Raw genomic sequence first — 25363 nt, 5'->3', positions numbered from 1 at the left:
CGGACATTGCCAAACATAATGCTGGCGCAAGTTCCCAACTGGCAAGAGTTAGCGCGAAGCGCGTCTCTTGTGACTTGAGCTGTTGCCAGTCTTCAGACTGGCGGGGAGGTTTGTTCGCTGGCAGCCCCGACTTCGTCGGGGACACGGCAGTCTAAGACTGCATACAGTTTCAGGCACAAGTTCCGCGCCTGCGCTAACGCTCGGCGCTCAAACTTGCGCCAGCAATGCAGACTTGAACCAACCCTATACTGTGCGGTACGCCGTAGGCGTCATCGAAAAATGTTTCTTGAAAAAGTTGTTGAAATGCGCGGGTTCTTCAAACCCCAATGCATAACTGATCTCAGATATATTCCAATCGGTATGCTTGAGCAACGCACCGGCCTCGATTGCCAGCCGATCCAGGATATGTTCGGTCGTGGTCTTTCCCGTAGTCTCTTTAATAGCACGGTTCAGGTGATTGACATGCACTGCCAGCGCTTGCGCAAAGTCATTTGCCGAGCGCAACGTAAACCGTTGTGTAGGCGACTCGATCGGGAACTGACGTTCCAACAGCTCGGTAAAGATCGACGCAATGCGCGACTTGGCATTTGTATGTTGATAGAGCGTCTCCGACGGCTGCATCTTAAGCGCATAGTGAATGATCTCCGTCACATAGTTTCGGATCAGGTCGTACTTGTATGTATAGTCCGAAGCAATCTCATCCTGCATCTTCTGAAAGATTTGCGTCACCTGCTTGTCCTGCGCTTTGTTCAAAAAGTAAGCAGGCTTGGCTCCCGGGGCAAACATGGGAAAGTCGCTGATGCTGCCGCGGATTTTCTCGGTAAAGAAGGCTTCTTTAAAAATGCAGAAGAAGCCTGTGTTGGTACCGCCGAGACTTTCCCAGGTGTAGGGCACTTGCGGATTAAAAAACATCAACGTCGAGCCCGATACCTCCAGGCTTTTCTCAGCATAGTGGAAGATATTCCGGCCGCGGATCAGGCTGATCTTATAAAACGACCGGCGGCTGTATGCCCCGGCCGAGCCGTGGGTCATAAAGTCTTCCAGGCGGAATACATTGAAGTGGCCGATGTCCTGTTTCAGGTTCTCGGGCATCCACTGCAGCTTGCGCTGATAAAAGTCTTCGAGTGTTTCAGTCTTCTCCATACGGGTGTAATCTCGGATGATAGCGGTTGTAAAGGTGCAACGCGATTTGCCCATGGCGCTTATGCGGATCAAAGCAAAGCTTGCAAAATTCAAACATTTTCTGTTACCCAAGATAGCCACGAATTACATCCTGTAAAAGGAAATGGACCAATGAAAATAGCGGCCAGACCGTAAAATGATCGCCGGCAGCACGAAAATCAGCGGCCCGAAAACGCCTACCCGATGAAGGGTGATAAAAATTTTCAGAGTCTGACGGATTAATCCTGAACTGATTTCGTTTCAAAAGCAGGGGCTGTACTTTTGTTCACCCTGTAGCGGCTAAAAGAATCGGGCACGGATAAAAAAGCAAGTATGCGGAAAATGAATTCAACCAATGCCGTCAACGAACAGCAAATATTGCAGAGCTGCGGCATGGCCTATACATTGTCGCTGGTAGGAGGAAGGTGGAAGCCCGCGATACTGTGGGCGCTGGTCAACAACGGTGTATTGCGTTACGGGCAATTGCGCAAGATCGTCGTGGGGGTGTCGGAACGCGTGCTGGCGACGCAGTTAAAAGAACTGGAAGGCGACGGTTTAGTCGAGCGGATGGCGTATGCCGAAGTGCCGCCCCGGGTGGAGTACAAGCTCACACCGTTGGGGCAGACTATGGAACCGTTGCTGCACAGCATTTCTACCTGGGGCGAGCAACACAGAGAACAAAAGGCTATGCAACAGCAGGAAGCCTGATTAACCGTATATCTCGTTCAGCACGCTGGCCACGCGTATACCGGCCTGCAGCAGACGATAGCGCACGATGTGAAAATACTTGTACGAATACTGGTAGCCCAGTTTGCCGTTACCGTAATCATATACCTGCTTGCGATATGCCATGCTCTCGTAAGCCCAGTCTTTAACAGAAGAGTTTTGCCAGCCGGTCAGTTGCGCCGGGGTAGGTTTGTCGAGTGACTGTCCCAGCTCGCTGTAGCTAAGTTTGGTGTCGTCGATCATTTCGCTGTCCCATACGCGGTGCAGGTTGCTCTCGTTGCGGAACCACGAGATGCGCACATCGTTGCCACCGCGGTCGCTGCCACCGCCTACGTGCAGGGGCTGGTGAATGTCGCCGATCAGGTGGATCAGCATCTTCACGCGCCTGGTTTCTTCTTCCGGCGTCAGTGTCTTCGACTTCAGCTCCGTAATGATTTTTTCCAGGGCCTGGATAATATCCCCCTTGGGATTCTTCTCGCTTTGCTCATAGGTCTGGCCGTCTTGCAGCGTCACCCAGTGCCAGTCGGCCGTATAGTCGTATGCCGAGTCCGACCGGATCTCGTCCATCCAGGTACTGGCCATGGCGAGTGACTGTCCGCCCAGCACGCGCTCAATCTCCTTGCGGGCCTTTTTGTTGAGGTACTTGTCGGCGATCCAGCCTGTCACCCGGTGGCCGGTAGGTCCCCAGGCGTTAACGTGGGCATAACATACGGTAAACAATAGCAGAATGATGATTTTTTTCATGGTATATCAGCAATAAGCACGCAAATCTCAACGAAAAATCAGCTTTTCAAACACACTTTTTGTAAAAGATGACACCTTTTACACCTGTCTTGTTGTTTTAACTTTATAGATTTAAGAATCGTATGCCGCACACGGTAAAACTTTCCGCATTTCTTGTTGCCAACCAGTTGGATATAAAGGGTATCAAGGCCTTCCTGGATATCAAACCCCTGGCCGACTCCTCATCTGAGCTGTACTACAACTTCGTGGGCGACAAATACCAGTACTATTTCAACTATGGTGTGATGGTTTTTGCCGGCTACAACGAAGATGAAATGAAGTGGGCCATCAAGGCCATTGACAAATTCCAGAAAAGTCCACCCGCTACCTGGTTACGCGACGACCACGATTTGCGGCTGGAAGAACGCAACGACATCGCCTTTCAGTTTGACGAAGTAGTGCTGGGCCGGCTCGATGACAGGGTTATCCGCATTGCCATGTTCAACCTGGCGCAGTCAGTCGCGCTTGATTATTACCATGGCGTAAGCGAAACGCTGCTCACCGAAGTGAAGGGCTTTGCCAACCAGTTGCAGCTTACCGGTAAACTCAAGATCAGCCGCAATAACATGATGCGATTTATCGGCAAGGCGCTGAGCACACAAAACGAAATAGCCGAGAACATATACATCTTCGACGCACCCGAGCTTGTGTGGAACGATGAATACCTTGACACCTTACAACGGGGGCTTGCCAAACACTTCGACCTGCGCGTGCGCTTTAGCGAAGTAGAATACACCCTGCGCATTATAGAAGACAACCTCTCGGTCTTCCGCGAAATCATTCACCAGCGTGAAAACACCGTGCTGGAATATATCATTATCATCCTCATTCTGGTAGAAGTGTTTGATCTCCTGATCACCAAGATCCTCAAGATCGCCGGGTGATATCCGAATACTTCATTACCTTGCATTCAGGTATATGGTATCGGCAATCACAAAGTGCAGGATCGTCTGGGTCTGGTTGGCGTTGCTGTCCGCGCTGCCGCGGCTGCAAGCACAGCCCGGCCGCTACCAGTTCATGCACGTAGACGTGAACCAGGGCCTTTCCCACAACGAAGTATTGTGCTTCTACAAGGATCGCCGCGGCTTTCTCTGGGTCGGCACGGCCTCTGGTCTGAGCCGTTACGACGGTTACGGTTTCAAAGTATTCCAGCACGACGCCCGCGATTCCACGACCATTGCCACCAACCTTGTGCACGCTGTCGTGGAGGTGCCCGGTGGCCGCCTGGGGGTAATTACCGCCGATACCTTTAATATATACGATCCCGTTAAGGAGCGCTTCCAGACCAACGCCACATCTTTTTTTCAAACATACCACCTGCCGCTAAACCGGCTGCGCGATGTTGTGAAAGACGCCACCGGCCACTATTGGTTTGTGCACACTGCTGCCGGCCTGGTTCGCTACGATACAACTACCCGCCAAAGTCTGTCCCTGCGGCATGTACCCGGCGACACGAGCACCCTGGCGTCGGACAGCGTTACAAGCTTTCTGCAAGATGCCGCCGGCCACTACTGGGCACTCCATGCTAACGGCACGCTTGAGCGTATCGTCATCACAAAAGATGGCTACCGGATAGACTACCGGAACAAAGCCTTGTCTGGTGCCAAATTCGATTATCGCATGGCCGTCGATCCCGAAGGTGGCCTCTGGATCTTCGCACAAGACGAGGCCCTGGGCGTATACCACGTTCAACCCGCCACGGGCATGCTGCAACATTACACGGCTACCGGCCCGAAACCACGACTCAGTACCAATCTCGTACGTGCCATTACACCCGATGATCACGGGCGGGTTTGGATCGGCACCGATCACGGCGGCATCAACATTCTCGACAAAAAGAATCACACTGTTCAGACCATTGTCAACCGGGAAGACGATCCGAAAAGCCTTCGCCAAAACAGCGTCAATGCCTTGTATAAAGATGATCAGGGCATCCTCTGGATCGGCACCTATAAGCGCGGCATCAGTTACTATCACGAAAACCTGCTGCGCTTTCCGCGCTATGACCACACCGGCACGGGCCCGGGGGCATTGCCCTACAGCGATGTAAACCGTTTTATAGAGGACGACCAGGGCAATCTTTGGATCGGTACAAACGGCGGCGGCCTGATTTACTTCAATCGTAGCACGGGAGTCTATACCACCTATAAAAATATTCCCGGTAATCCCCGCAGTCTGAGCAGCAACGTGATTGTGAGCTTGTGGATCGACCACCGCAAGACACTGTGGATCGGCACGTACCTGGGGGGCCTCAACAGCTTCGACGGCAAGGGCTTTACACGCTATACGCACCATCCCGCAGACCCCTCCAGCCTGGCCGCCGCCAGCGTCTGGGAAATATTTGAAGACTCGCGCCAGCGCCTATGGATCGGCACACTCAACGGCGGTCTCGACCTGCTCGACACCCGCACGAATACGTTCGCGCACTATAAAACCAGCGACCCCCAGGCCATCCACTCCGACTACATCGCCGCCATTACCGAAGATCGCGAAGGCAATGTCTGGATCGGTACGTCGCTTGGCATCGACGTATTGAGCCGCGCGCGGGGACGCTTCCTGCACTACGAAAGCGAAAAGAACAACCCCGGCAGCCTCAGCAATAACAACGTATACGATATCCGCGAAGACGCCGCCGGGCGCATTTGGATCGGCACCGCCGGCGGATTGAACCTATACGATAAAAAGTCCAAAACCTTCCGCGTCTTCACCCTGGCCGACGGCCTTCCGCACAACGCCGTGCTTACCATTCTCGAAGACGACCAGGGCCACCTTTGGATGAGCACCCCCAATGGCCTGTCGCAGCTGGAGATTCGGCAACAGGCCGGTGGCAAAGTCACCTATACCTTTCGCAACTACGGTGAGGCGGAGGGCCTGCAAGCAAAGCAGTTCAATGAAAACGCCGCGCTCAAAACGCGTCGTGGCGAGCTTGTCTTTGGAGGGGCCAGTGGCTTCAACATCTTTAAGCCCGGCCAGCTTGGGCGCAACACGATACCGCCGCAAGTGGTGTTGACCGACTTCCAGCTCTTCAACAAAAGCATTCACCCCGACGAATCCGTCGATGGTAAGATATTGCTACCCGCCGCCATCACGGAAAGCCAGGCTATTGTCCTGCCGCCCGATAAAAACGTATTCTCGATCGAGTTCGCCGCCCTCAACTTCTTCCATCCCGAGAACAATACCTATCTCTATAAACTGGAGGGCTTTGACAACGACTGGCTACCGGCCGACAGTCGCTCGCGGCGTGTAACCTTCACCAACCTGGATCCTGGCGAATACACTTTCCGGGTCAAAGCTGCCAACAATGACGGCGTGTGGAATGAACAAGGTGCCCGGTTAAAAATCACTGTGTTACCGCCCTTCTGGAAAACACGCACGGCCTTGTTGCTCTATTTCGTGTTTGTCATTGCGGCGTTGCTCGTCACCCGTAAATTGATCCAGCAGCGTGAAAAGATGAAATTTATAATCGAGCAGGAGCGCCAGGAAGCCGCCCGCATGCACGAGCTCGATATGATGAAGATAAAATTCTTCACCAACGTGAGCCACGAGTTTCGCACGCCGCTTACGCTGATCCTCACACCGCTGGAAAAAATGTTGCGCCAGGCCACCGAGCCCGGACAGCAGCAACAGTTCCAGGTCATTCAGCGCAACGCGCGTCGTCTGCTGAGCCTGGTTAACCAGCTGCTGGATTTCCGCAAGCTCGAGGTGCAAGAGGTAAAATTTAATCCCTCGGAAGGCGACATCATTGCGTTTATACGCGACACGGTATACTCCTTTTCTGACCTGTCCGAAAAGAAAGATATCCGCCTGGACTTCCACACCGATGTGACCGCCCTCGAGACGATCTTCGACCAGGACAAGCTCGAAAAGATCCTGTTCAACCTGTTGTCCAACGCCTTCAAGTTTACGCCGGAGCATGGTGCTGTGACCGTAACGGTATCGCTGCAAGCAGGAGAGGGGACCGGTCAGCATATCGTTATTCGCGTGCAAGACACAGGCATTGGCATCCCGGCCGACAAGCAGGAACGGATCTTCGAACGCTTCTTCCAGCACGAGCTTCCGAAAAGCATGGTCAACCAGGGCAGTGGCATCGGGTTGGCCATTACACGGGAGTTTGTCAAAATACACGGCGGCACCATCACCGTACAAAGCAACGCCGGACAGGGCAGCACCTTCACCGTCACGCTGCCCCTACACGAAGTGATGCATATAGAGGAGGGTGTTGTCAACCAGGAGATTGAAGATGTAACGGAAGATGCGATCAGACAACCGACAGGAGTAGCCGAGGATGGCGAAGCGGCGGGAAAGAAGCCGCTGCTGCTGCTGGTAGAAGATAATGAAGACTTCCGGTTCTACCTCAAAGACAACCTGAAGCTGGAGTACCAGGTGCTCGAGGCGCGCAATGGCCGCGAGGGCTGGAAGAAAGTGCAAGAGCAGCTGCCCGACCTGGTGGTAAGCGACATCATGATGCCCGAAATGAACGGCATCGAGCTCTGCCACAACATCAAGACGGACCAGCGTGTGTCGCACATTCCCGTTATCTTATTAACCGCGCGGGCGGCCGAAGAGCAAAAGCTTGAAGGTTTCCGCACGGGTGCAGACGACTATATTACCAAACCCTTCAACTTCGAAATACTGGCTTCGCGCATTCGCAACCTCATCGCCCGGCGCGCAAAGTTTCACCAGGCCTTCCCCCGCCAGCTGGATGTCCGCGCAAGCGAGCTGCAGATCACGCCTCTGGACGAGAAGTTTATCCAGAACGCCGTCAAATGCGTGGAGGACAACATTGCCTCGCCCGAGTTCTCCGTCGAGGACCTCAGCCGCGCGCTCGGCATCAGCCGCGCCCACTTTTACAAAAAAATACTTGCCCTCACGGGCAAATCTCCGCTGGAATTCATTCGCACCATTCGCCTGCAACAGGCCGCCCAGTTGTTGGAGAAGAGCCAGCTGACCGTGGCGGAGGTCGCCTACCGCGTAGGGTTCAACAACCCGAAATATTTTGCGCGCTACTTCAAGGACCAATACGATGTCCTTCCTTCCGCCTACGCCGCCGGAAAACGTAAAGGCACCGCGTAAGACCGGTCGAAAGGCTTCAAAAGAAACATTCCGATACTATCTATAAGCGATTCTGTAACCATGTGCCGCCGGTTCGATTCTTAGCTTTGAACCATTCAACCAGCCGATGTCACACGATAAAAAAATCAGGCGCTCCATTCGCATCATGCTCGCCATCGAAATCACGATCTATATCCTGATCGCCGGCTCGCTGTCCTTTCTTATTTTCTATTAATCTAAAGTTTAAGACAGTAAGCTTACCCTGCGCGAGGCCTCGCGCAGGGTGCGTAGAGGCGGCTATTGTTACGCCCTTTCAGGGCTTATGTGTGGTCTGTGTCAGTTTACCCAGGCCTCCGCTGCCGCTCTGGCCTGGGCTATTGTATTGCGCCCCTTCGGGGCTGGCTGGACTTATCTGAACACTCTTGCATAAACTATAGAACTGCGGGCAATTTTAGTCTTGCGCTCGTTCTTTTTGTGACCGTGCCTTGCGGCCAGGCCGGTACTTTCCGCCGTGGACTCATAGGGCTTTGATAGGGCTTTAGTACGGCTTTAGTAGGGCTTTAGTAGGGAGTATCCCGCGCCTACTTTTTCCTCTTTCCCAAGTACTGCGATGGTCTCACTTTTTGCACCGCAACCGTTACCAGAATCCCAACCTTCCACCGCCCAAAGCGATTTCACCCCCTGTTCTGAAACATTTTGATACCTTCCGAAAACGTTTGAGCCTCCACGATCAGACAATTTCATACCCCCTCCAAAGCATCTTCCCAGCTACCTTTATCGCAACCGATTGCGCGAAATATTGTTTTCCAGGAACCGGTTGCAGAAAGGAGAAACGGATAGGATACTATGAAAAAAGTTATACTCGCACACCTCATCGTACTGGCAGGGCTCATCTCGTGTAAACCAACGAATGACTTTGAAAAGCTTGCCGACGGCGTCGTCCTGAAACCCACCCAGGGTCAGGCAACCCGGGCGGTCCGCCTTCAGGTTGTTTCAGACAATATCATTCACGTCACCGCCAGCACAGCGGACACGTTCGCTACCGCTCAAAGCCTGATCGTACTGCCCGGGCTGGAAGGCAAAAAAGATTGGAAGCTGGAAGAAACCAACGACGCCCTGGTGCTGGTGACAAGGTCCCTGCGGGCCACGGTGAAGCGCACGACCGGCGAAGTATCCTTTGCCGACTCCACCGGCCAGCTGATCGTACAAGAAAAAACCGGCGGCGGTAAAACATTTACCCCAACCACTGTCGACAAACTGGCCACACACCAGGTACAACAGGTCTTTGACTCTCCCGGTGATGAAGCTTTCTATGGCCTCGGTGCCCACCAGAATGGCCAGATGAACTATAAAGGACAAGACGTGGAGCTCATCCAGCAGAACATCGTCGATGTGGTGCCTTTTTTATACTCCAGCCGCAACTATGGCATCCTGTGGGATAATTATTCCATCTCGCGTTTTGGCGACCCGCGTCCCTACCAGGGGCTGGATGGCTTAAAACTATACGACAAAACCGGCAAAGCCGGTGGCCTGAGTGCCAGCTACTATGTAAAAGACAACGTCGTGAAGACAACCGTGGAGGACCGCATCGAATATGAGTTCCTCGAGACACCACAGGTAGACAACTTCCCGAAAGATGTAGCGCAGCAAGGTAAGGTAGTATGGGAAGGATCGTTCTCGTCGGCTACTGCCGGCGATCACAAATTCTTAGTATATGCGTCGGGCTATTTTAAAGTATGGGTCGACGGCGAGCAGTTGTTCGACAAGTGGCGCCAGGGTTGGAATGCAGGCACCAATAAATTTAACGTACGGATTACCGGCGACGAAAAACACACGATCAAGATCGAGTGGTCGCCCGACGGCGGCGCTTACATTGCTGTCAAACATCTCGACCCCTACCCGCAGGAAGACCAGGACAGGCTCACCCTGTCGTCTGAAGTAGGCGACGAGATCAACTATTACTTTATTAAAGGTCACGATGCCGACGATGTCATCGCGGGCTATCGTTATCTCACGGGCAAGGCTCCCATCGCACCGAAGTGGGCCATGGGCTTCTGGCAGAGCCGTGAGCGCTATCATAACGCCCAGGAGATGGTGGCCGTGGTAAAAGAATATCGCAAGCGGGGCATACCGCTCGACAACATCGTGCTCGACTGGCAGTATTGGGAAGATCCGAAGTGGGGCTCACACGAATTTGATCTGAAGCGTTTTCCGGATCCGGCCGGCATGATGAAAGAGCTGCACAACGACCTGCACGCACAACTGATGATCTCGGTGTGGCCGAAGTTTAATACGGGCACAGCCAACTACGACGAAATGAACAGCAAGGGCTTCCTCTTCGTGCGCAACGCCGAGAAAAAACGCAAGGACTGGGTCGGTACCGGCTACGAGTCTACCTTTTATGATCCGTTTAATGCAGATGCGGGAAAATTGTTCTGGCACCAAATCGACACCCACCTCAATAGCCTGGGCGTTGACGCATGGTGGCTGGATGCTACCGAGCCCGACATGCACTCGAACCTGTCGATCGAAGAGCGCAAGGTAAACATGAGCCCCACCGCACTTGGCCCCGGCGCGAAATATTTTAATGCCTACTCGCTGATGAACGCCAAAGGTGTATACGAGGGACAACGCCAGTCCAGCCCCGATAAACGTGTCTTTATCCTTACGCGCTCGGCCTTCGCGGGCCAGCAACGCTACGGCGCCGCTACCTGGAGTGGCGATATCGTATCGCGGTGGAGCGACTTCGCTGACCAGATCGCGGCGGGTGTAAACTTCGGTCTGAGCGGTCTTCCGTACTGGACGATGGACATCGGCGGCTTCTCTGTCGAGAAACGTTATGAGCAGGCTACCGGCGAGACCCTCAACGAATGGCGCGAGCTGAACACGCGGTGGTTCCAGTTCGGTGCCTTCTGCCCGATATTCCGCTCGCACGGTCAATATCCATTCCGGGAAATTTACAACATTGCGCCCGCGGGAACGGCCGAGTATAATAGCATGGTTTACTACGACAAGCTGCGGTACCACCTGCTGCCCTATATCTATTCGCTGGCCGGCCAAAGCTACTGGAACGACTATACCATTATGCGCGGCCTGGTTATGGACTTCAATGCCGACAACAAAGTACACAACGTCGACGATCAGTATATGTTCGGCCCATCTTTGTTGGTCAGCCCGGTACACACGTATAAAGAACGCTCACGCGAAGTGTACCTGCCGGCTACTGACGGATGGTATGATTTTTACACGGGCACCTATTATGCCGGTGGCCGTACACTGAAAGCGGAAGCGCCGCTGGAACGCATGCCCCTCTATGTGAAAGAAGGATCGATCTTGCCCGCAGGCCCTGCGTTGCAATACACCGCCGAGAAAGTTGCCGACCCGCTGACGCTCTATATCTTCACCGGCAAAGACGCTACCTTTACCTTGTACGAAGACGAAGGCATCAATTACAATTACGAACAGGGCGCGTATGCTACCATACCCCTGTTGTACAAAGAGTCTACCGGTACGCTTACCATCGGGGCACGCAAGGGCACGTACAAAGGCATGCCAGAGAAGCGGAAAATACAAATAGTTTGGGTTAAAAAAGACCACGCTGCCGGGGTGGGACTTGACGTCCGCCCCGACCAGGTGGTAGACTATACGGGCAGTGCGCTAGAAGTCAAATAACCCGGGAAGATGAATTCACTTTCCCGCAAGGGAATTGAAGATATACTCAATCAATAACCGAAAACCAAATTAACCTATGATGAAACAAATTTACCGAAGCCTGTGGTTTGCTTCTGTATGTTTTCTTCTGGCGGGGCTTTCCACAGCACATGCCCAGAAGCAAACCATTACCGGCAAGATCACGGATGAGACCGGTACTCCTATACCCGGGGTCAATGTGCTGGTAAAAGGAACCTCGTACGGAACGACGGCCAACATCGATGGCGGCTTTACGCTAGAGGCCGCTCCGACGGATGTGCTGGTGATATCGTTTATCGGCTACAAAACGCAGGAGGTTCCTGTGGGCAATCAAACGCAGATCAGTGTTACCATATCGGAAGACCTGACGACGCTGGATGAGATCGTGGTCGTGGGCTATGGCGAGCAGAAGAAGGCACTGAACACCGGGGCCAACCTGCACGTGAAAGGCGACGACCTCCAGAAGATGAGCACAACCAACGCGCTGCAAGCCCTGCAGGGCCAGGCGCCCGGTGTGCAGATCTCGTCTACGTCCGGTCAGCCGGGCGAGCCGATGCGTGTCGTGATTCGCGGCGTCGGTACAGTGGGTGCCCCGGGGCCGCTGTACGTGGTAGATGGAGTGTTGACCACCGACATCTCGTACCTGAACAATGCCGACATCGAGTCGATCGACGTATTGAAAGATGCTGCTTCGGCGGCCATCTATGGTTCGCAGGCCGCGAACGGTGTCGTGCTGATCACCACCAAATCCGGTCGTGGCAAGACGCAGCCGCAACTGACGTTCGACGCTTTCTATGGCGTACAGAACACTTACCGCGACGCGCAGCTGCTGAACGCCCGCGAGTATATGACGATCATGAACGAATCGGCCGTCAACTCTGGCAAGGCTCTACACTTTACAAATGAGGAGATCGATGCCACGTCGGCGCTATTGGGCGGTGGCACGGATTGGGTGGACGCCATGTCCGTAAAAAATGCGAAGACCCAGAACTATTCGCTCGGCCTGACGGGCGGCTCGGAAAACTCCATATACTCCACATCGATATCCTACCAGTCGCAGGAAGGTATCATGGGGGGCAAAGACCTCTCGTACTACGAGCGTTACAATTTCCGCATCAATACCGAGCACAAGCTCTTCAAAGATATCGTTACGCTCGGTCAGAACCTTACGTTCGCGTACGTAAACGATCGCGGCCTGAAAGTGGGCAACCAGTATAACAACTCGCTGCGCGCGGCCTTTAACGTGAGCCCGCTGCTGCCGGTATATGATGCCGACGGAAATTACACCGTTACGACAACAGACGACTGGACCGGTGGCTCGGAGGCCAACCCGTATGCCGAGATGGTGTATACGAACCAGAACCGCGGCAACAACCAAAAGTTGCTGGGCAATGTATACCTGCAAGTAGAACCGATCAAGGGTCTCAAATTCCGGACGAGCATCGGCATCGACTACTTTTCCGACGAAAGCCGTTCGTTCCTGCCGGAGTATAAGCTCTCGACCTACTCTTTAAACAACCTGGCGAAGGCCGACCAATACATGGGCAAGGGCCGCACGGTGATCTGGGACAACCTGGTGAGCTATGGATTCAATCTCAACACCGACCACCGTTTCGATGTGATGGCAGGTACGTCAGCCTATATGTACGATCGCTCGGGCCTTTGGGCCAGCAACACCGGCCTGGTGTTCTTCGACATCGACCACGGTTGGCTCGACAACGCCATCAATCGTAACGGTACTACCATTACCGTAGGCGGTGGTCCGACCGACCGGCCGTATTCGGCAGAAGGTCCGAAGGTTTACAACGAGCGTCGTCTGTCGTATTTCGGTCGTTTGAACTATAACTACAAGGAAACATACTTGCTGAATGCCACGTTGCGCGCGGACGGGTCCTCGAAGTTTGCAACGTCTAACCAATGGGGCTATTTCCCGTCGGTATCGGCAGGCTGGCTGCTTACCAACGAAGCGTTCCTGGCGGACCAAAATCTGTTCCAGGTATTGAAGCTTCGTGCGAGCTGGGGCCAGGTGGGGAGCCAGAACACGGTGGCGTATCAGTACATGTCGCCGGTTATTTTCTCCCGCACGAACTACATCTTCGGCAGCGTGGAAGGTGCCAACGGGCTGGTTCCGGGCGCATACCCGGGCCGTTTGGGCAATCCGGACCTGAAGTGGGAAACGTCCGAGCAGGTGGACATCGGATTCGATGCGCAACTGGTAGGCGGAAAACTGAGTGTGTCGGCCGACTGGTATAAAAAGACAACGAAAGACTGGCTGATCGTTGCCCCGATCCTGGCGACAGCCGGTGGTGACGCGCCGTATATTAACGGTGGCGATGTGAAGAACACCGGTATCGAGCTGGCGGTTGCGTACAATAACAGCCTGGGCGACCTGAAGTATACTGTTAGCGTCAACGGCGCGTACAACAAGAACAGGGTGGGCCGGATTCCGACGCAAGACGGTATCATTCACGGTGGTACGAACCAGCTGTACAACAACGCGCTGGAGTTCTACCGCGCGGAGAACGGCCATCCCATCGGTTATTTCTGGGGCTTGAAGACGAACGGCATTTTCCAGACGGCAGAAGAAGTTGCCGCGTATCGTTCGTCGGAAGGGACCGTTATTCAGCCTACGGCACAAGCGGGTGATGTGAAGTATGTAGACCGCGACGACAATGGCGTGATCAACGACCAGGACAGAACCGAGCTTGGTAGCCCGCTGCCCGACTTTACATTCGGGTTTAACGTGTCGGCTGCCTACAAAGGTTTCGACCTGACGATTCAGGCAAATGGTGTGGCCGGCAACCAGATCGTACAAGCGTATCGTAACCAGGCCAGCCAGTTTGCCAACTATACTACGGCAATTCTGGATCGCTGGCACGGGGCGGGCACCTCTAACGAGATGCCGCGTGTGACGGACGACAATCGTAACTGGATTCAGTTCTCGGACCTGTATATCCAGGACGGCGACTTCCTGCGCATCAGCAACGTGACGCTGGGCTACGACCTTTCCACGCTGCTGAAACGGAAGTATGTCAACCAGGTGCGTGTGTATGCGTCGGCGTTGAATCTGATGACGTTCACGAAGTACGACGGTATGGACCCGGAGATCGGCTACGGCATCGACAACGGCGAGCGTGACAAGTTCTCGTCGGGCATCGACCTGGGCTACTACCCGCGGCCGCGTACGTTTATGGTGGGGGTTAATGTTAAATTCTAAGAGATGATGACCATGAAGAAATTCACTTTATATATCGTATTGGCGGCGGGCCTTTTGGTGAGTGCCTGCGGCGATTTCCTGGAAGTAGAGCCGGAGACCCTGGCCAGCGGTGATACATATTACCGCACGCCCGAGCAGGCTTATCGTGCGCTGGTCGGATGTTACGATGGTTTGCAGTCGGTGTGGGCAAGCGGTGTTAGTTTGCCGGTGGCTTCGGAAGTACTATCCGATAATACTTTCGGCGGCACGGGCGCGACCGACGGTTGGGGCTACCAGGCCCTCGACGAGTTCGACCGGCTTCGTTCACCTTCGGATCAGAACCTGTTCGATCAGAACTGGATTGCCTATTACAAAGCCGTTTACCGGTGTAACGTACTGATCGGTAAAATGGACCAGATCGAGTGGGGAACCAGCGCGAATCTGCGCCCGCAGTACGAGTCGGAGGCACGCTTCCTGCGTGCATACCTGTACTTCGACATGGTGCGCCTGTGGGGTAACATTCCGCTGCTGACGGAGCCTTCGAGCGACAACCTTCCGCAGTCGCCGGTAGACGATGTATACCGTGTCATTGCCGAAGATCTGAAATATGCCGTCGACAACATGCCGGACGTGGCCTATTCGGCGCAGCCGGTGGCCGAGCGTGGCCGTATTACGAAGTGGGCTGCCGAAGCGTTGCTCGGACGGGTATACCTGTACTATACGGGCTATTACAGCAAGACCGACCTGGTGGGCGTTGTGACCAAGGCCCAGGCCCTGGAATATCTCGAGGATTGCATCGCCAACAGCGGTCATGCATTGGTAGACGACTTTGCTAAACTATGGCCTGCATCGCTCACGGCATATGCCGGCGAAGACAACATTGAAACGGTCTTTGCTATCAAATATACCTACACCAGTAACTACAGCGGCGATACCGACGGTAACCACTGGTTGGTGTTGCTCGGCATTCGCGACAAGTTCTCATTCCCGTATGGCAACGGCTGGGGTGGCGCGACGGTGACGAAGTCGTTGTGGGATGCTTATTCGACGACCGATACCCGCCGTACGGCGTCGATCATCTCGGTGACGGACGAAGCCATTTCGGTGCCGACCGAAGGTCAGCGTGAGTACACCGGTTACTATGGTAAAAAATATATACCGCTGGTGGACGAAGAGGGCAAGAGCATTGCGGTGGAGAACGGTGCAACCGACTTTATGATCGGCCAGTTCCAGGACTATGTGTCCATCCGTTACGCGGATGTGTTGCTGATGGCGGCCGAGCTTGGCAGCGGCAACGCGCAAGCATACTTCGACGACGTACGGGAGCGTGCCTATCAGGACGACTTTGTGTCGACTCCTGTGACGCAGCCCGCCCTGATGGAGGAGCGCCGCCTGGAATTCGCCCTGGAAGGGATTCGTTACTGGGACCTGCTGCGTCAGGGCATCGAGGTGGCGGCCAATGCGATTGCCACGACGGTAACCGTGCAGAACGGCGGCGTGGATACGCAGAAGCGGATCGTGGGGGACAATGTTCGCCAGACGGTGGGATTGCAGCAAATCCCCTATACACAGATCACGCTGTCGAACAACGTGCTGAAACAAAACAACGGTTGGTAATCGCGTGTATATTTTAAACATAACAGGCATGAAAAGCATTAAGACCATACTTTATACCCTGCTGGGCGCGACGTTCCTGGCGACGTCCTGCCAGGACGACGATCACTCGCTGGGCTCGACGCTCGACAAGAGCCAGCTGCAATTTGAAATCAAGCAGGCTTATGACATCGATGCGGGGGGCAATACCATTATTCTGCGGAATACGACACCGGGAACACTCACTTTGTGGGATTTCGGTTCGGGTACATCCACGCAGGCGATCGATACGCTGCATTTCCCGTTCAAAGGCTCGTATACCGTTACGTTATCGGTATTGTCGGGTGGAGGCGTAACGGCAGTCGATCCGGTAACGCTGGAGGTGACTGACGACAACTTTGCTTATGTGGACGATCCGCTGTGGGCGTTGCTGACGGGCGGTGTGAACCAGCGCAAGGAGTGGGTACTGGACGAGACCGCCAAGTTCTTTAACGGCCCGATGGCTTTCTATGGCACCGACAACGGATGGTTGCTGGGTGGTCTCCCGTGGGGCACTATGTCGACCGGCTGCTATGAAAAGGGCGGCGACTGTTGGAACTGGCCTCCGGACCTGGGCTTTATTTATGGCAATGCCATGACGCAAGCCGACTACGGTGTGATGGCATTCGACCTGATCGACGGCGCAAATTTCCACGCAACCAAGCTCGTAGAAGATACCGAAGAGACGGGCACCTTTACGATCCGCGAAGCCGACAAGATCCTGGTGATCAACGGTGGCTCTATCCTGCGGGATTACAAGCCTGCCAAGAATGGCATTACGGGCATCAGCGACTGGTCCAACTACCGCATCCTGACGCTTAACGACAGCACGATGCAGCTGGGCGTTATCCGCGACCGCGATGTGGACGGCGAAGGCCCCTGTATGCTTTCGTATAACTTCCTTTCGAAGGCGTGGGCCGATACGCACTAGTGGGCGAAGGGCTCCGGCCCTCCCTTGTTTTTACAACGCGTTAGACAAAAGACTCCGGTACGACGCCGGAGTCTTTTTTTGTTTGTAGCGTGATCTGATTTTTAAACTTTTTATTCTGACCGATATGGTACACTCATTTTTATCCCGTTGTGCTGTCATCCTGGCTTTCTTTTCTGTGTTCGCCTGTAGCTCGCCCGTGCCGCGCACGGTGGAGGATTTTACGGGGCAGTGGAAATTTCACTTGGGCGATACGTCCGGCGCGCAGTCCGAGTTGTTTGCCGACAACGACTGGCGTGTACTGACATTGCCGCACGACTGGAGCATTGAAGGAACGTTTGATGAGAAACATCCGGCTACTGCCGGCGGCGGTGCGCTGCCCGGCGGGGTGGGATGGTATCGCAAGTCGTTCGTGCTTACTACGGCCGACAGCGAAAAAAAGATCTTCCTGGAATTTGATGGCGTGTATCGCCACAGTGAAGTCTGGATCAATGGCCATTCGCTCGGCAAACGCCCCAACGGCTATATATCATTTCAATACGACCTTACGCCCCACCTGTACTTCGACGGTCGCCTCAACGTGGTGGCGGTGCGGGTAGACGACTCCCGGCAACCGGGCTCGCGCTGGTATGCCGGTGCCGGCATTTACCGCAACGTACGCCTGGTAAAGACCGGCAAAGTATATATTCCCTACAATGGTGTATTCATACGAACGCCGGCGGTGGACTCGATCCGTGCCACTGTACAAACAACGGTACAGATTCAAAACGACGAAGACACAGACCGGGACGTAACGGTAGAAACCATTCTCTATACGCCGACGGGCGAGGAGGCAGGCCGCACGGAGACAATCCAAACTATCAAAGCCGGTGCAGCAGCATCGCTTGATCAATGGTTGGATGTAGTACGGCCCGTACGCTGGTCGTTAGAATCGCCCGGGTTGTATAAGGCAGTGACAGCAGTGACGGTGGAAGGGAATGTGGCCGATGTTACGGAAACAACCTTTGGCATCCGCAGCTTTTACTTTGACAGCGCAAAAGGATTTTTCCTGAACGGAAAATCTGTCAAGATCAAAGGCGTATGCCTGCACCACGATCTCGGTTGCCTGGGCGCAGCGTTCAACACGCGCGCCGCCGAACGTCAACTCGAGATTATGCGCGGCATGGGCGTCAATGCCATTCGCACGTCGCACAATCCTCCCGCACCACAGTTGCTGGATCTGTGCGACCGCATGGGCTTTCTCGTGATGGACGAAATGTTCGACATGTGGAAAAAGAAAAAGTCGGAATACGACTACAGCCTCGACTGGGATGCGTGGCATCGCCGCGACCTGGAGGACTTCATTCGTCGCGATCGCAATCACCCCAGCGTCATGATCTGGAGCATCGGCAACGAGATCGGCGAACAATGGGACAGCACGGGTGTGCGTATCGCCCGTGAGCTTGCCGGTATCGTGCGCGCGCTCGACACCACGCGTCCGATCACCACGGCCAACAACGACATAAAACCCACGAACGCCTTAATACGCTCAGGCGCGTTGGACTTGATCGGCTATAATTACAATCACACCGCGTTTGAACGTTTTCCCGCGGACTATCCTGGCCAGCCGTTTATTGCTACCGAGACGACGTCCGCCCTGGCCACCCGCGGCCACTACGATGACCGCTCCGACAGCATCCGCCGCTGGCCCATCTCATGGGATAAACTGTTTACGCTCGGCAATCCTGATAACACCGTGTCGGCATACGACCATGTCAGCGCGCCGTGGGGTAGTACCCACGAAGAGACCTGGAAGGTCATGAAGAAGCACGATTTTCTATCGGGTATGTTCATCTGGACAGGCTTTGACTACCTCGGCGAGCCCACGCCCTATACATGGCCTTCGCGCAGCTCGTACTTCGGTGTAGTAGACCTGGCCGGCTTTCCGAAAGACGTATACTATATGTACCAAAGCGAATGGACGGAGAAACCCATGTTGCACGTCTTTCCGCATTGGAACTGGCCGGCCGGTAAGGTAGTCGACGTATGGGCCTACTATAATGCCGCTGACGAAGCCGAATTATTTCTAAACGGTGTATCACAAGGCATACGACGTAAAGAAGGAGACGCATTGCATGTGGTGTGGCAGGTACCTTTTGCGCCGGGAGTCGTAAAGGTCGTAACACGCAAGCATGGCACAGAAGTGATGCAGCAGGAAGTCCGCACGGCCGGCGCCCCGGCACAGTTGCAATTAACAGCCGATCGTATAGCGATCCATGGCGACGGCCGCGACCTGTCGTTTATTACGGTGCGCGTACTCGATGCCCACGGTACGGTGGTACCACAGGCGAATAACCTCATACACCTGGAGGTGACGGGAGCGGGTACACTCGTGGGCGTCGATAATGGTGATCCCGTCAGCCATGAATCGTTCCAGACAAACGAGCCCCGGGCATTTCACGGACTTGCCTTGCTGGTTGTCAAGAGTACATCGCAAAAAGGAACATTGAATATTCACGCATCCGCTCCAGGCTTACCGGCGGCAACTTTAACAGTACAAGTGAAATAACGCTGGTACCGTTCCCAACGCATGAAACAGCCCACCCTGCCGATGGGCTGTTTTCTTTTTTACATTCCGCTCATCCTCCGTGTGTTCCCCTCGCTATTATTTTAGTATAATTGGTGGCCGAAAACGTTAGATTAGGTCAAAAACAAGTTTATCTATGATAAAAGGATGTCTGATCGGGGCCATGCTGCTGTGCATCATAGCCCACACGTCTGCTCAAACGACAGGGTTTTCGCTTGTCCGCCTCGATGCCAAGAAGAAAGTCGAGGTATGGTATGATGGCAAGTTCCTGACGGCCTATTGTTATTTTGACTCGACCGAGAAGCCGGTGCTGTATCCTATCAAGACGGTATCGGGCACGACGATCACCCGTGGCTTCCCTATTGCGCCACGTGCGGGGGAACGCACGGACCATCCCCACCACGTGGGCCTGTGGCTGAATTACGAAAGTGTAAACGGTCTCGACTTCTGGAACAACAGCTACGCTATTGCGGCGGATAAGAAACCGAAGTACGGATCCATTCGCCACCAGCGTGTGCTTAGCGCCAATGCCCTGGTGCATAAAGGAAAACCCGAGGCGAAGCTTGAAACCCTCAGCCACTGGGTAGACATCAACGGCAACGTGTTGCTGGAAGAAATCACAACCTATACTTTCCAGGTAGAGAACAACAGCCTGATTATCGATCGCGCGTGTACACTCAAAGCGCGTGCGGAGCAAGTCGTGTTTAAAGATGTAAAGGACGGGCTGCTGGGCTTGCGTGTAGCCCGATCGCTGGAAATGCCCTCCAATCAGGAAGATAGTTTTGTCGACGCCCAGGGCAATGTCACCACGGTCAAGAAAATGGACGCCGAAGGTGTCACCGGGATGTATGTAAACAAAGAAGGTATACGCGGTGATGCAACCTGGGCCAAACGTTCTGTGTGGACGGTGTTGAATGGAAAGACAGGTGGAAAAGAAGTTTCCATCGCCATCATTGACCACCCCAGGAATATAGGCTATCCCACGTACTGGCATGCACGTGGTTACGGCCTGTTTGCCGCGAACCCACTCGGACAAAAGATCTTTAGCGAAGGCAAGGAAGAGCTAAACCTCACATTGAAGAAAGACGAGACCGTCAACCTGAAATACCGCGTCGTCGTGCACGAGGGCAGCACGTTCGCACCGACTGAGATCGATGCGCTGGCCAACGACTTCGCGAAGCGGTAACAGACAACGTATATAAATAGATACAGAAATAGAGCAGCATGAATTTGCAGACCAATCAACTTTTCTCACTGGCGGGCAAGACCGCCGTAGTGACCGGCGGCACGGGTGTGCTGGGACAAGCCATGGTAAAAGGATTAAGTGCCGCAGGGGCGTCGGTCGTCATTCTCGGGCGTCGTAAGGACGCTGCCGAGGATATAGCCAAAGCGCTGCGGGCGGCAGGCGGTAAAGCCCTCGGCGTAGGCGCCGACGTGTTGCAACGCGACCAGCTCGACGCTGCCTACGAACATGTGATAAAAGAATTTGGTACCCTCGACATCCTTGTCAATGCTGCTGGTGGAAACATGGCCGGTGCTGTCATTGCGCCCGACAAAAACTTTTTCGACCTCGACATCGACGCCTTTCAACAAGTAGTAGACCTGAACCTGCTGGGCACTGTGCTGCCGTCGCAGGTATTTTCGAAAGACATGGCGGCACGCCGCAGTGGCGTTGTGATCAACATCGCCTCCATGGCGTCGTTCCGGCCCATTACCCGCGTGGTGGGCTACTCGGCTGCCAAAGCCGGCATCGATAACTTTACGCAATGGCTGGCAGTAGAAATGGCCCGGAAATTTGGTGAAGGGCTGCGTGTAAACGCCATCTCGCCGGGTTTCTTTATCACCGAACAAAACAGAACCTTGCTGACAAACTCCGACGGCACCTATACCGCCCGGGGTCAGGCCGCGATCAATCAAACACCCTTCGGCCGCTTCGGTCGTCCGGAAGAGCTGGTCGGTACCTTGGTGTGGTTGTGTTCAGACGCTGCTGCCTTTGTAACGGGTGTCAACATACCCGTAGACGGTGGCTTTAACGCTTTCTGCGGCGTATAGCCTTATATACCGGGGAGTGTGTCACCAGACTCCGAAAGATCTTTTATCGCCACGCCCGAGAGCTTCAATCGCAACGACTCCTGGATGAGGTAACGCAACTTGTGCACGGCGGCGGCATACGACAGTCCCGCCGGGCGCACGTTGGAGATACAATTCCGTGCATCATCGGTTAATCCCACGGTGGGGTTATATGTGCTATAGATCCCCATACTATCCGGCGACGTCAGCCCGGGCCGTTCGCCAATCAGAATCACCGCCAGGCGTGCCTGCAACAAGCTGCCGATCTCGTCGCTGATCGCCACGCGTCCGTGCCCGACAAACGACAAGGGCGCCAGCGTATAGCCGTCCGCCAGCAACGTAGGAAGCACCAGCGCCAGCAATGCCGGCGCATGCGTGTTCACCGCCATAGCCGAAAGACCATCGGCCAGTATAAAGGCTATGTCATACGTTTTTTGTGTACGCACCGCCAGCACCTGCTCCCGTGATGCTTCGTTCAACTTGCGTCCCAGGTCAGGACGTTGCAGATACTGCTGGCGGGAAGTGGCCTGGCTCTGCAGCGTCAGCATGGGCAATCCGAAGGTATGCAGGCTTTCTTGCAATGCTGCGGTGTCTAACGATGAATACACCGCGTCGCGTGCATGGGCATGTGCCAGCCGGAAACCCAGCGACTCCGACAACGGTATGGATACACCTGACCGCCCCAGGGCGATGCGTGCCGCTGTAAAACGCTGGAGCGACGTCCAGGGATCCGGCAGGGAACCATTGGAAGAAATAAACCAGGGTAGATCGGATTTCATACAAGCGGTTTTAACAGGGCATGTGCAGAAGTCACCGGCAGGTGATTACCACCTGCGTCGAAGATGCGTTGCCGGATCAGCCAATCGTTAAACTCCGGGGCCGGCGCCAATCCCAGCGCCCGGCGCAGGTATAGGGCATCGTGAAAGGACGACGACTGGTAGTTCAACATAATATCATCGGCTCCCGGCACGCAAATAATAAAATTACACCCTGCCACGCCCAGCAAGGTCAGCAGGTTGTCCATATCGTCCTGGTCCGCTTCGGCGTGGTTTGTATAACAAACGTCAACACCCATGGGCAGCCCCATTAGTTTTCCACAGAAGTGGTCCTCCAGCGCCGCGCGAATAATTTGCTTGCCGTCGTATAAGTATTCGGGACCGATGAACCCCACCACGGTATTTACCAACAACGGTTTAAACCGGCGTGCTACAGCATATGCCCGCACCTCGCACGTCTGCTGGTCTACACCACCATGCGCATTGGCCGAAAGCGACGAGCCTTGTCCCGTTTCAAAATACATCACATTCTTTCCCACCGTGCCGCGCTGTAACGCGAGGGCCGCTTCATATCCTTCCTGCAACATCGCCAGGCTTACGCCAAAGCTGCGGTTTGTTTTTTCCGTGCCCCCAATAGACTGAAATACCAGGTCCACGGGCGCCTGTTGCTGCATGAGCTGCAGTGTTGTAGAGAGGTGGCAAAGAATGCACGATTGTGTCGGTATATCAAAACGGCGTATGAGTCCGTCGAGCATCTCGAGCAAGGTCCGTACGGCCCGCGGATTATCTGTCGCTGGGTTTATACCGATCACGGCATCTCCACTGCCATATAACAACCCATCGATCAGGCTGGCGGCCACGCCTTTCGGATCGTCTGTCGGGTGATTGGGTTGCAGGCGTGTGGCCAGGCGCCCCTTCAAGCCTATTGTATTGCGAAAGGCCGTCACCACTTCACACTTGCGTGCTGCTACAATCAGATCCTGGTTGCGCATCAGCTTGGATACGGCCGCGACCATCTCCGGTGTAAGTCCGGGTGCGAGCTGTTGTAATACGGCCGTGGTTACTTCATCTGACAAGAGCCAATCCCGAAACTGGCCTACGGTAAAATGGCTTATGGCACGAAACGCATGGGCATCGTGGGTATCCATAATCAGTCGGGTAACTTCGTCCTCTTCGTAGGGTATAATGGGCTCCTGTAGAAAATTCTGCAGCGGTACGTTGGCCAGGCACATTTGTGCCGCCACGCGCTCTTCATACCGTTCGGCGGCTACGCCGGCCAAAGCATCGCCCGAACGAAAAGGGGAAGCCCTGGCGAGCAGTACCTTCAGGTCTGCAAAGGTATAGGTCGTGTACCCGATCGTTTCACGATAGCTCATGGTGCTGCGAGCCTGTTTCTACCGGTGTACGAAGTGCCCGACCGGAGGCCCAGAATACAAGTATAGTCAATATCAGGCCGCCCAGGAACAAGAGACTGATAAATGGATTGTAATACACGATCGACAACAAGCTAACCACCGACAACACCAGGGCAGTGCCCGGAAAGATGGGGTAGAATGGTGTTTTAAAAGGCCGGGCAAGGTCTGGCGCAATACGCCGTAACTGAAATAAACTTACCATACTAATAATATACATGACCACGGCGCCCAGCGCGGAGAGAATAATGATCTGCCCGGTATTGGCAAAGAATAACATCAGCATCCCTGCGCCGCCGCCGGCCAGCAATGCCGCATGGGGTGTTTTAAATCGCCGGTTCACAGTCGCCAGTACACCCGGTAAAAATCCCGCGCGCGCCAACGCAAACAGCTGGCGTGAGTAGCTGATAATGATGCCGTGAAAAGAAGCAATGAGCCCGAACAGTCCGATGCCTGCAAAGAGCCGGGTAATAGTATTATCCTTGCCGAGCACCAGGCCGATGGCTTCCGGCAGGGGATAGTCTATGTTGGAAAGCGTACGCCAGTCGCCGATGCCACCGGTCAGGATCATGACACCCAGCGCCAGCACCGTCAGCGTTACAATACCCGCGATATAGCCGCGCGGGATATGACGTTGTGGATCCTTTACTTCTTCGGCCACCATCGCGACACCTTCAATGGCCAGGTAGAACCAAATGGCAAACGGCAATGCGGCGAAGAGCCCGCCCCACCGTAAAGGAAATGCATGGCGTGTAAAGTTTTCAAATGAAAAGGCGGGCGCTACAATGCCCATGAAGATGAGCAGCTCCACGACGGCGAGCAGCGTTACGACAAGCGAGAACATAGCCGACTCTTTAATGCCGAGGAGGTTGATGCAGGAGAATACGATATAACAAATTACTGCGGCGACAAGCGGCGTGATGGCAGGATATAAAAAATGAACATAGCTGCCCAGCGCGGCGGCTATCGCAGGCGTGGCAAATACAAATTCCACTACGGTAGCATAGCCCGCCACGAGCCCACCCCAGGGGCCAAAGGCTTTATGAGCATAGGCGAAGGGACCACCGGCGTTTGGGATGGCGGTGGTGAGCTCGGTGAAACTGAAGACGAAGGTGATGTATAGGAGGGTGACGACTAAGGTTACGATTAGAAATCCCACGGTGCCTGCGGCACCCCAGCCGTAGTTCCACCCGAAGTATTCGCCGGAGATGACCAGGCCAACGGAGATGGCCCAGAGGTGGATAGCGCTTAGTGTTTTTTGTAGTGCGGGTTGATTCATGTGCTATATAATTTTCTACGCCAGTCTGAAGACTGGCATTAGACAGGCACAAGTCGCCCTCCCTTCGGTCGGAAGACTTGCGCCAGGCGCGG

Annotated in this window: 15 protein-coding genes; 10 read left to right on the top strand and 5 right to left on the bottom strand. The window is 54.5% G+C overall.

Features of this window, described 5'->3' with window-relative positions:
• Positions 1–243: 243 nt before the first annotated feature.
• Complete coding sequence (locus K7P01_RS09160) at positions 244–1143, bottom strand: helix-turn-helix domain-containing protein (RefSeq protein ID WP_267292086.1); 900 nt, start codon at positions 1141–1143, stop codon at positions 244–246.
• Positions 1144–1494: 351 nt separating this feature from the next.
• On the opposite strand from K7P01_RS09160, the gene K7P01_RS09155 reads away from it, so the two are divergent.
• The gene (locus K7P01_RS09155; protein ID WP_267292084.1) at positions 1495–1869 is read left to right on the top strand and encodes a winged helix-turn-helix transcriptional regulator; all 375 of its coding nucleotides are present in this window, start codon (positions 1495–1497) and stop codon (positions 1867–1869) included.
• On the opposite strand, the gene K7P01_RS09150 is transcribed toward K7P01_RS09155, so the two are convergent.
• Complete coding sequence (locus K7P01_RS09150; protein ID WP_267292082.1) at positions 1870–2631, bottom strand: S1/P1 nuclease; 762 nt, start codon at positions 2629–2631, stop codon at positions 1870–1872.
• 122 nt (positions 2632–2753) lie between these two features.
• On the opposite strand from K7P01_RS09150, the gene K7P01_RS09145 reads away from it, so the two are divergent.
• The 9 genes from K7P01_RS09145 to K7P01_RS09105 all read left to right on the top strand — a co-directional run bounded on the left by K7P01_RS09145 (position 2754) and on the right by K7P01_RS09105 (position 21786).
• A complete protein-coding gene (locus tag K7P01_RS09145) occupies positions 2754–3554 on the top strand; it encodes an RMD1 family protein (RefSeq protein ID WP_267292080.1) in 801 nt (266 codons plus the stop codon).
• Positions 3555–3588: 34 nt separating this feature from the next.
• Entirely contained in the window at positions 3589–7743 is a 4155-nt protein-coding gene (locus tag K7P01_RS09140) for a hybrid sensor histidine kinase/response regulator transcription factor (protein ID WP_267292078.1), read from the top strand.
• An 825-nt stretch (positions 7744–8568) separates the two neighbouring features.
• Complete coding sequence (locus K7P01_RS09135) at positions 8569–11394, top strand: TIM-barrel domain-containing protein (RefSeq protein WP_267292076.1); 2826 nt, start codon at positions 8569–8571, stop codon at positions 11392–11394.
• A gap of 76 nt (positions 11395–11470) precedes the next feature.
• A complete protein-coding gene (locus K7P01_RS09130) occupies positions 11471–14629 on the top strand; it encodes a SusC/RagA family TonB-linked outer membrane protein (protein ID WP_267292074.1) in 3159 nt (1052 codons plus the stop codon).
• Positions 14630–14641: 12 nt separating this feature from the next.
• Positions 14642–16225 carry a RagB/SusD family nutrient uptake outer membrane protein gene (locus K7P01_RS09125; protein WP_267292072.1) on the top strand — a complete coding sequence of 528 codons (1584 nt, stop codon included), beginning with the start codon at positions 14642–14644 and terminating at the stop codon, positions 16223–16225.
• Positions 16226–16253: 28 nt separating this feature from the next.
• Complete coding sequence (locus K7P01_RS09120) at positions 16254–17171, top strand: hypothetical protein (protein WP_267292070.1); 918 nt, start codon at positions 16254–16256, stop codon at positions 17169–17171.
• Positions 17172–17295: 124 nt separating this feature from the next.
• Positions 17296–19716, top strand: a complete 2421-nt coding sequence (gene galB / locus K7P01_RS09115) for a beta-galactosidase GalB (RefSeq protein WP_267292068.1) — start codon at positions 17296–17298, stop codon at positions 19714–19716.
• A 154-nt stretch (positions 19717–19870) separates the two neighbouring features.
• Positions 19871–20920 carry a DUF6807 domain-containing protein gene (locus K7P01_RS09110; protein ID WP_267292066.1) on the top strand — a complete coding sequence of 350 codons (1050 nt, stop codon included), beginning with the start codon at positions 19871–19873 and terminating at the stop codon, positions 20918–20920.
• A 38-nt stretch (positions 20921–20958) separates the two neighbouring features.
• Positions 20959–21786 (top strand): SDR family oxidoreductase, encoded by an 828-nt coding sequence (locus K7P01_RS09105; protein ID WP_267292064.1) that lies wholly within the window; start codon positions 20959–20961, stop codon positions 21784–21786.
• Between the two features lie 2 nt (positions 21787–21788).
• Here K7P01_RS09105 and eutC read toward each other — a convergent pair whose 3' ends face one another.
• Genes eutC through eat form a run of 3 tightly spaced genes read right to left on the bottom strand, consistent with a single transcriptional unit; the run spans position 21789 to position 25271 of the window.
• A complete protein-coding gene (eutC, locus tag K7P01_RS09100; protein ID WP_267292061.1) occupies positions 21789–22583 on the bottom strand; it encodes an ethanolamine ammonia-lyase subunit EutC in 795 nt (264 codons plus the stop codon).
• Complete coding sequence (locus tag K7P01_RS09095; RefSeq protein WP_267292059.1) at positions 22580–23956, bottom strand: ethanolamine ammonia-lyase subunit EutB; 1377 nt, start codon at positions 23954–23956, stop codon at positions 22580–22582. Before K7P01_RS09095 ends, eutC begins: the two co-directional genes overlap by 4 nt.
• Complete coding sequence (gene eat, locus K7P01_RS09090; protein WP_267292057.1) at positions 23943–25271, bottom strand: ethanolamine permease; 1329 nt, start codon at positions 25269–25271, stop codon at positions 23943–23945. The genes K7P01_RS09095 and eat overlap by 14 nt, the downstream gene beginning before the upstream one ends.
• Between the last annotated feature and the right edge of the window lie 92 nt (positions 25272–25363).

The organism is Parachryseolinea silvisoli (assembly GCF_021190955.1).
GTDB classification, from domain to species: Bacteria; Bacteroidota; Bacteroidia; order Cytophagales; family Cyclobacteriaceae; genus Ohtaekwangia; species Ohtaekwangia silvisoli.
This window is presented reverse-complemented; position numbering and strand designations above follow the sequence as displayed.

Coding starts and splice junctions, on each gene's coding strand:
- K7P01_RS09160 (WP_267292086.1), bottom strand. CDS start 1,143: ATGGAGAAGACTGAAACACTCGAAGACTTTTATCAGCGCAAGCTGCAG.
- K7P01_RS09155 (WP_267292084.1), top strand. CDS start 1,495: ATGCGGAAAATGAATTCAACCAATGCCGTCAACGAACAGCAAATATTG.
- K7P01_RS09150 (WP_267292082.1), bottom strand. CDS start 2,631: ATGAAAAAAATCATCATTCTGCTATTGTTTACCGTATGTTATGCCCAC.
- K7P01_RS09145 (WP_267292080.1), top strand. CDS start 2,754: ATGCCGCACACGGTAAAACTTTCCGCATTTCTTGTTGCCAACCAGTTG.
- K7P01_RS09140 (WP_267292078.1), top strand. CDS start 3,589: ATGGTATCGGCAATCACAAAGTGCAGGATCGTCTGGGTCTGGTTGGCG.
- K7P01_RS09135 (WP_267292076.1), top strand. CDS start 8,569: ATGAAAAAAGTTATACTCGCACACCTCATCGTACTGGCAGGGCTCATC.
- K7P01_RS09130 (WP_267292074.1), top strand. CDS start 11,471: ATGATGAAACAAATTTACCGAAGCCTGTGGTTTGCTTCTGTATGTTTT.
- K7P01_RS09125 (WP_267292072.1), top strand. CDS start 14,642: ATGAAGAAATTCACTTTATATATCGTATTGGCGGCGGGCCTTTTGGTG.
- K7P01_RS09120 (WP_267292070.1), top strand. CDS start 16,254: ATGAAAAGCATTAAGACCATACTTTATACCCTGCTGGGCGCGACGTTC.
- galB (WP_267292068.1), top strand. CDS start 17,296: ATGGTACACTCATTTTTATCCCGTTGTGCTGTCATCCTGGCTTTCTTT.
- K7P01_RS09110 (WP_267292066.1), top strand. CDS start 19,871: ATGATAAAAGGATGTCTGATCGGGGCCATGCTGCTGTGCATCATAGCC.
- K7P01_RS09105 (WP_267292064.1), top strand. CDS start 20,959: ATGAATTTGCAGACCAATCAACTTTTCTCACTGGCGGGCAAGACCGCC.
- eutC (WP_267292061.1), bottom strand. CDS start 22,583: ATGAAATCCGATCTACCCTGGTTTATTTCTTCCAATGGTTCCCTGCCG.
- K7P01_RS09095 (WP_267292059.1), bottom strand. CDS start 23,956: ATGAGCTATCGTGAAACGATCGGGTACACGACCTATACCTTTGCAGAC.
- eat (WP_267292057.1), bottom strand. CDS start 25,271: ATGAATCAACCCGCACTACAAAAAACACTAAGCGCTATCCACCTCTGG.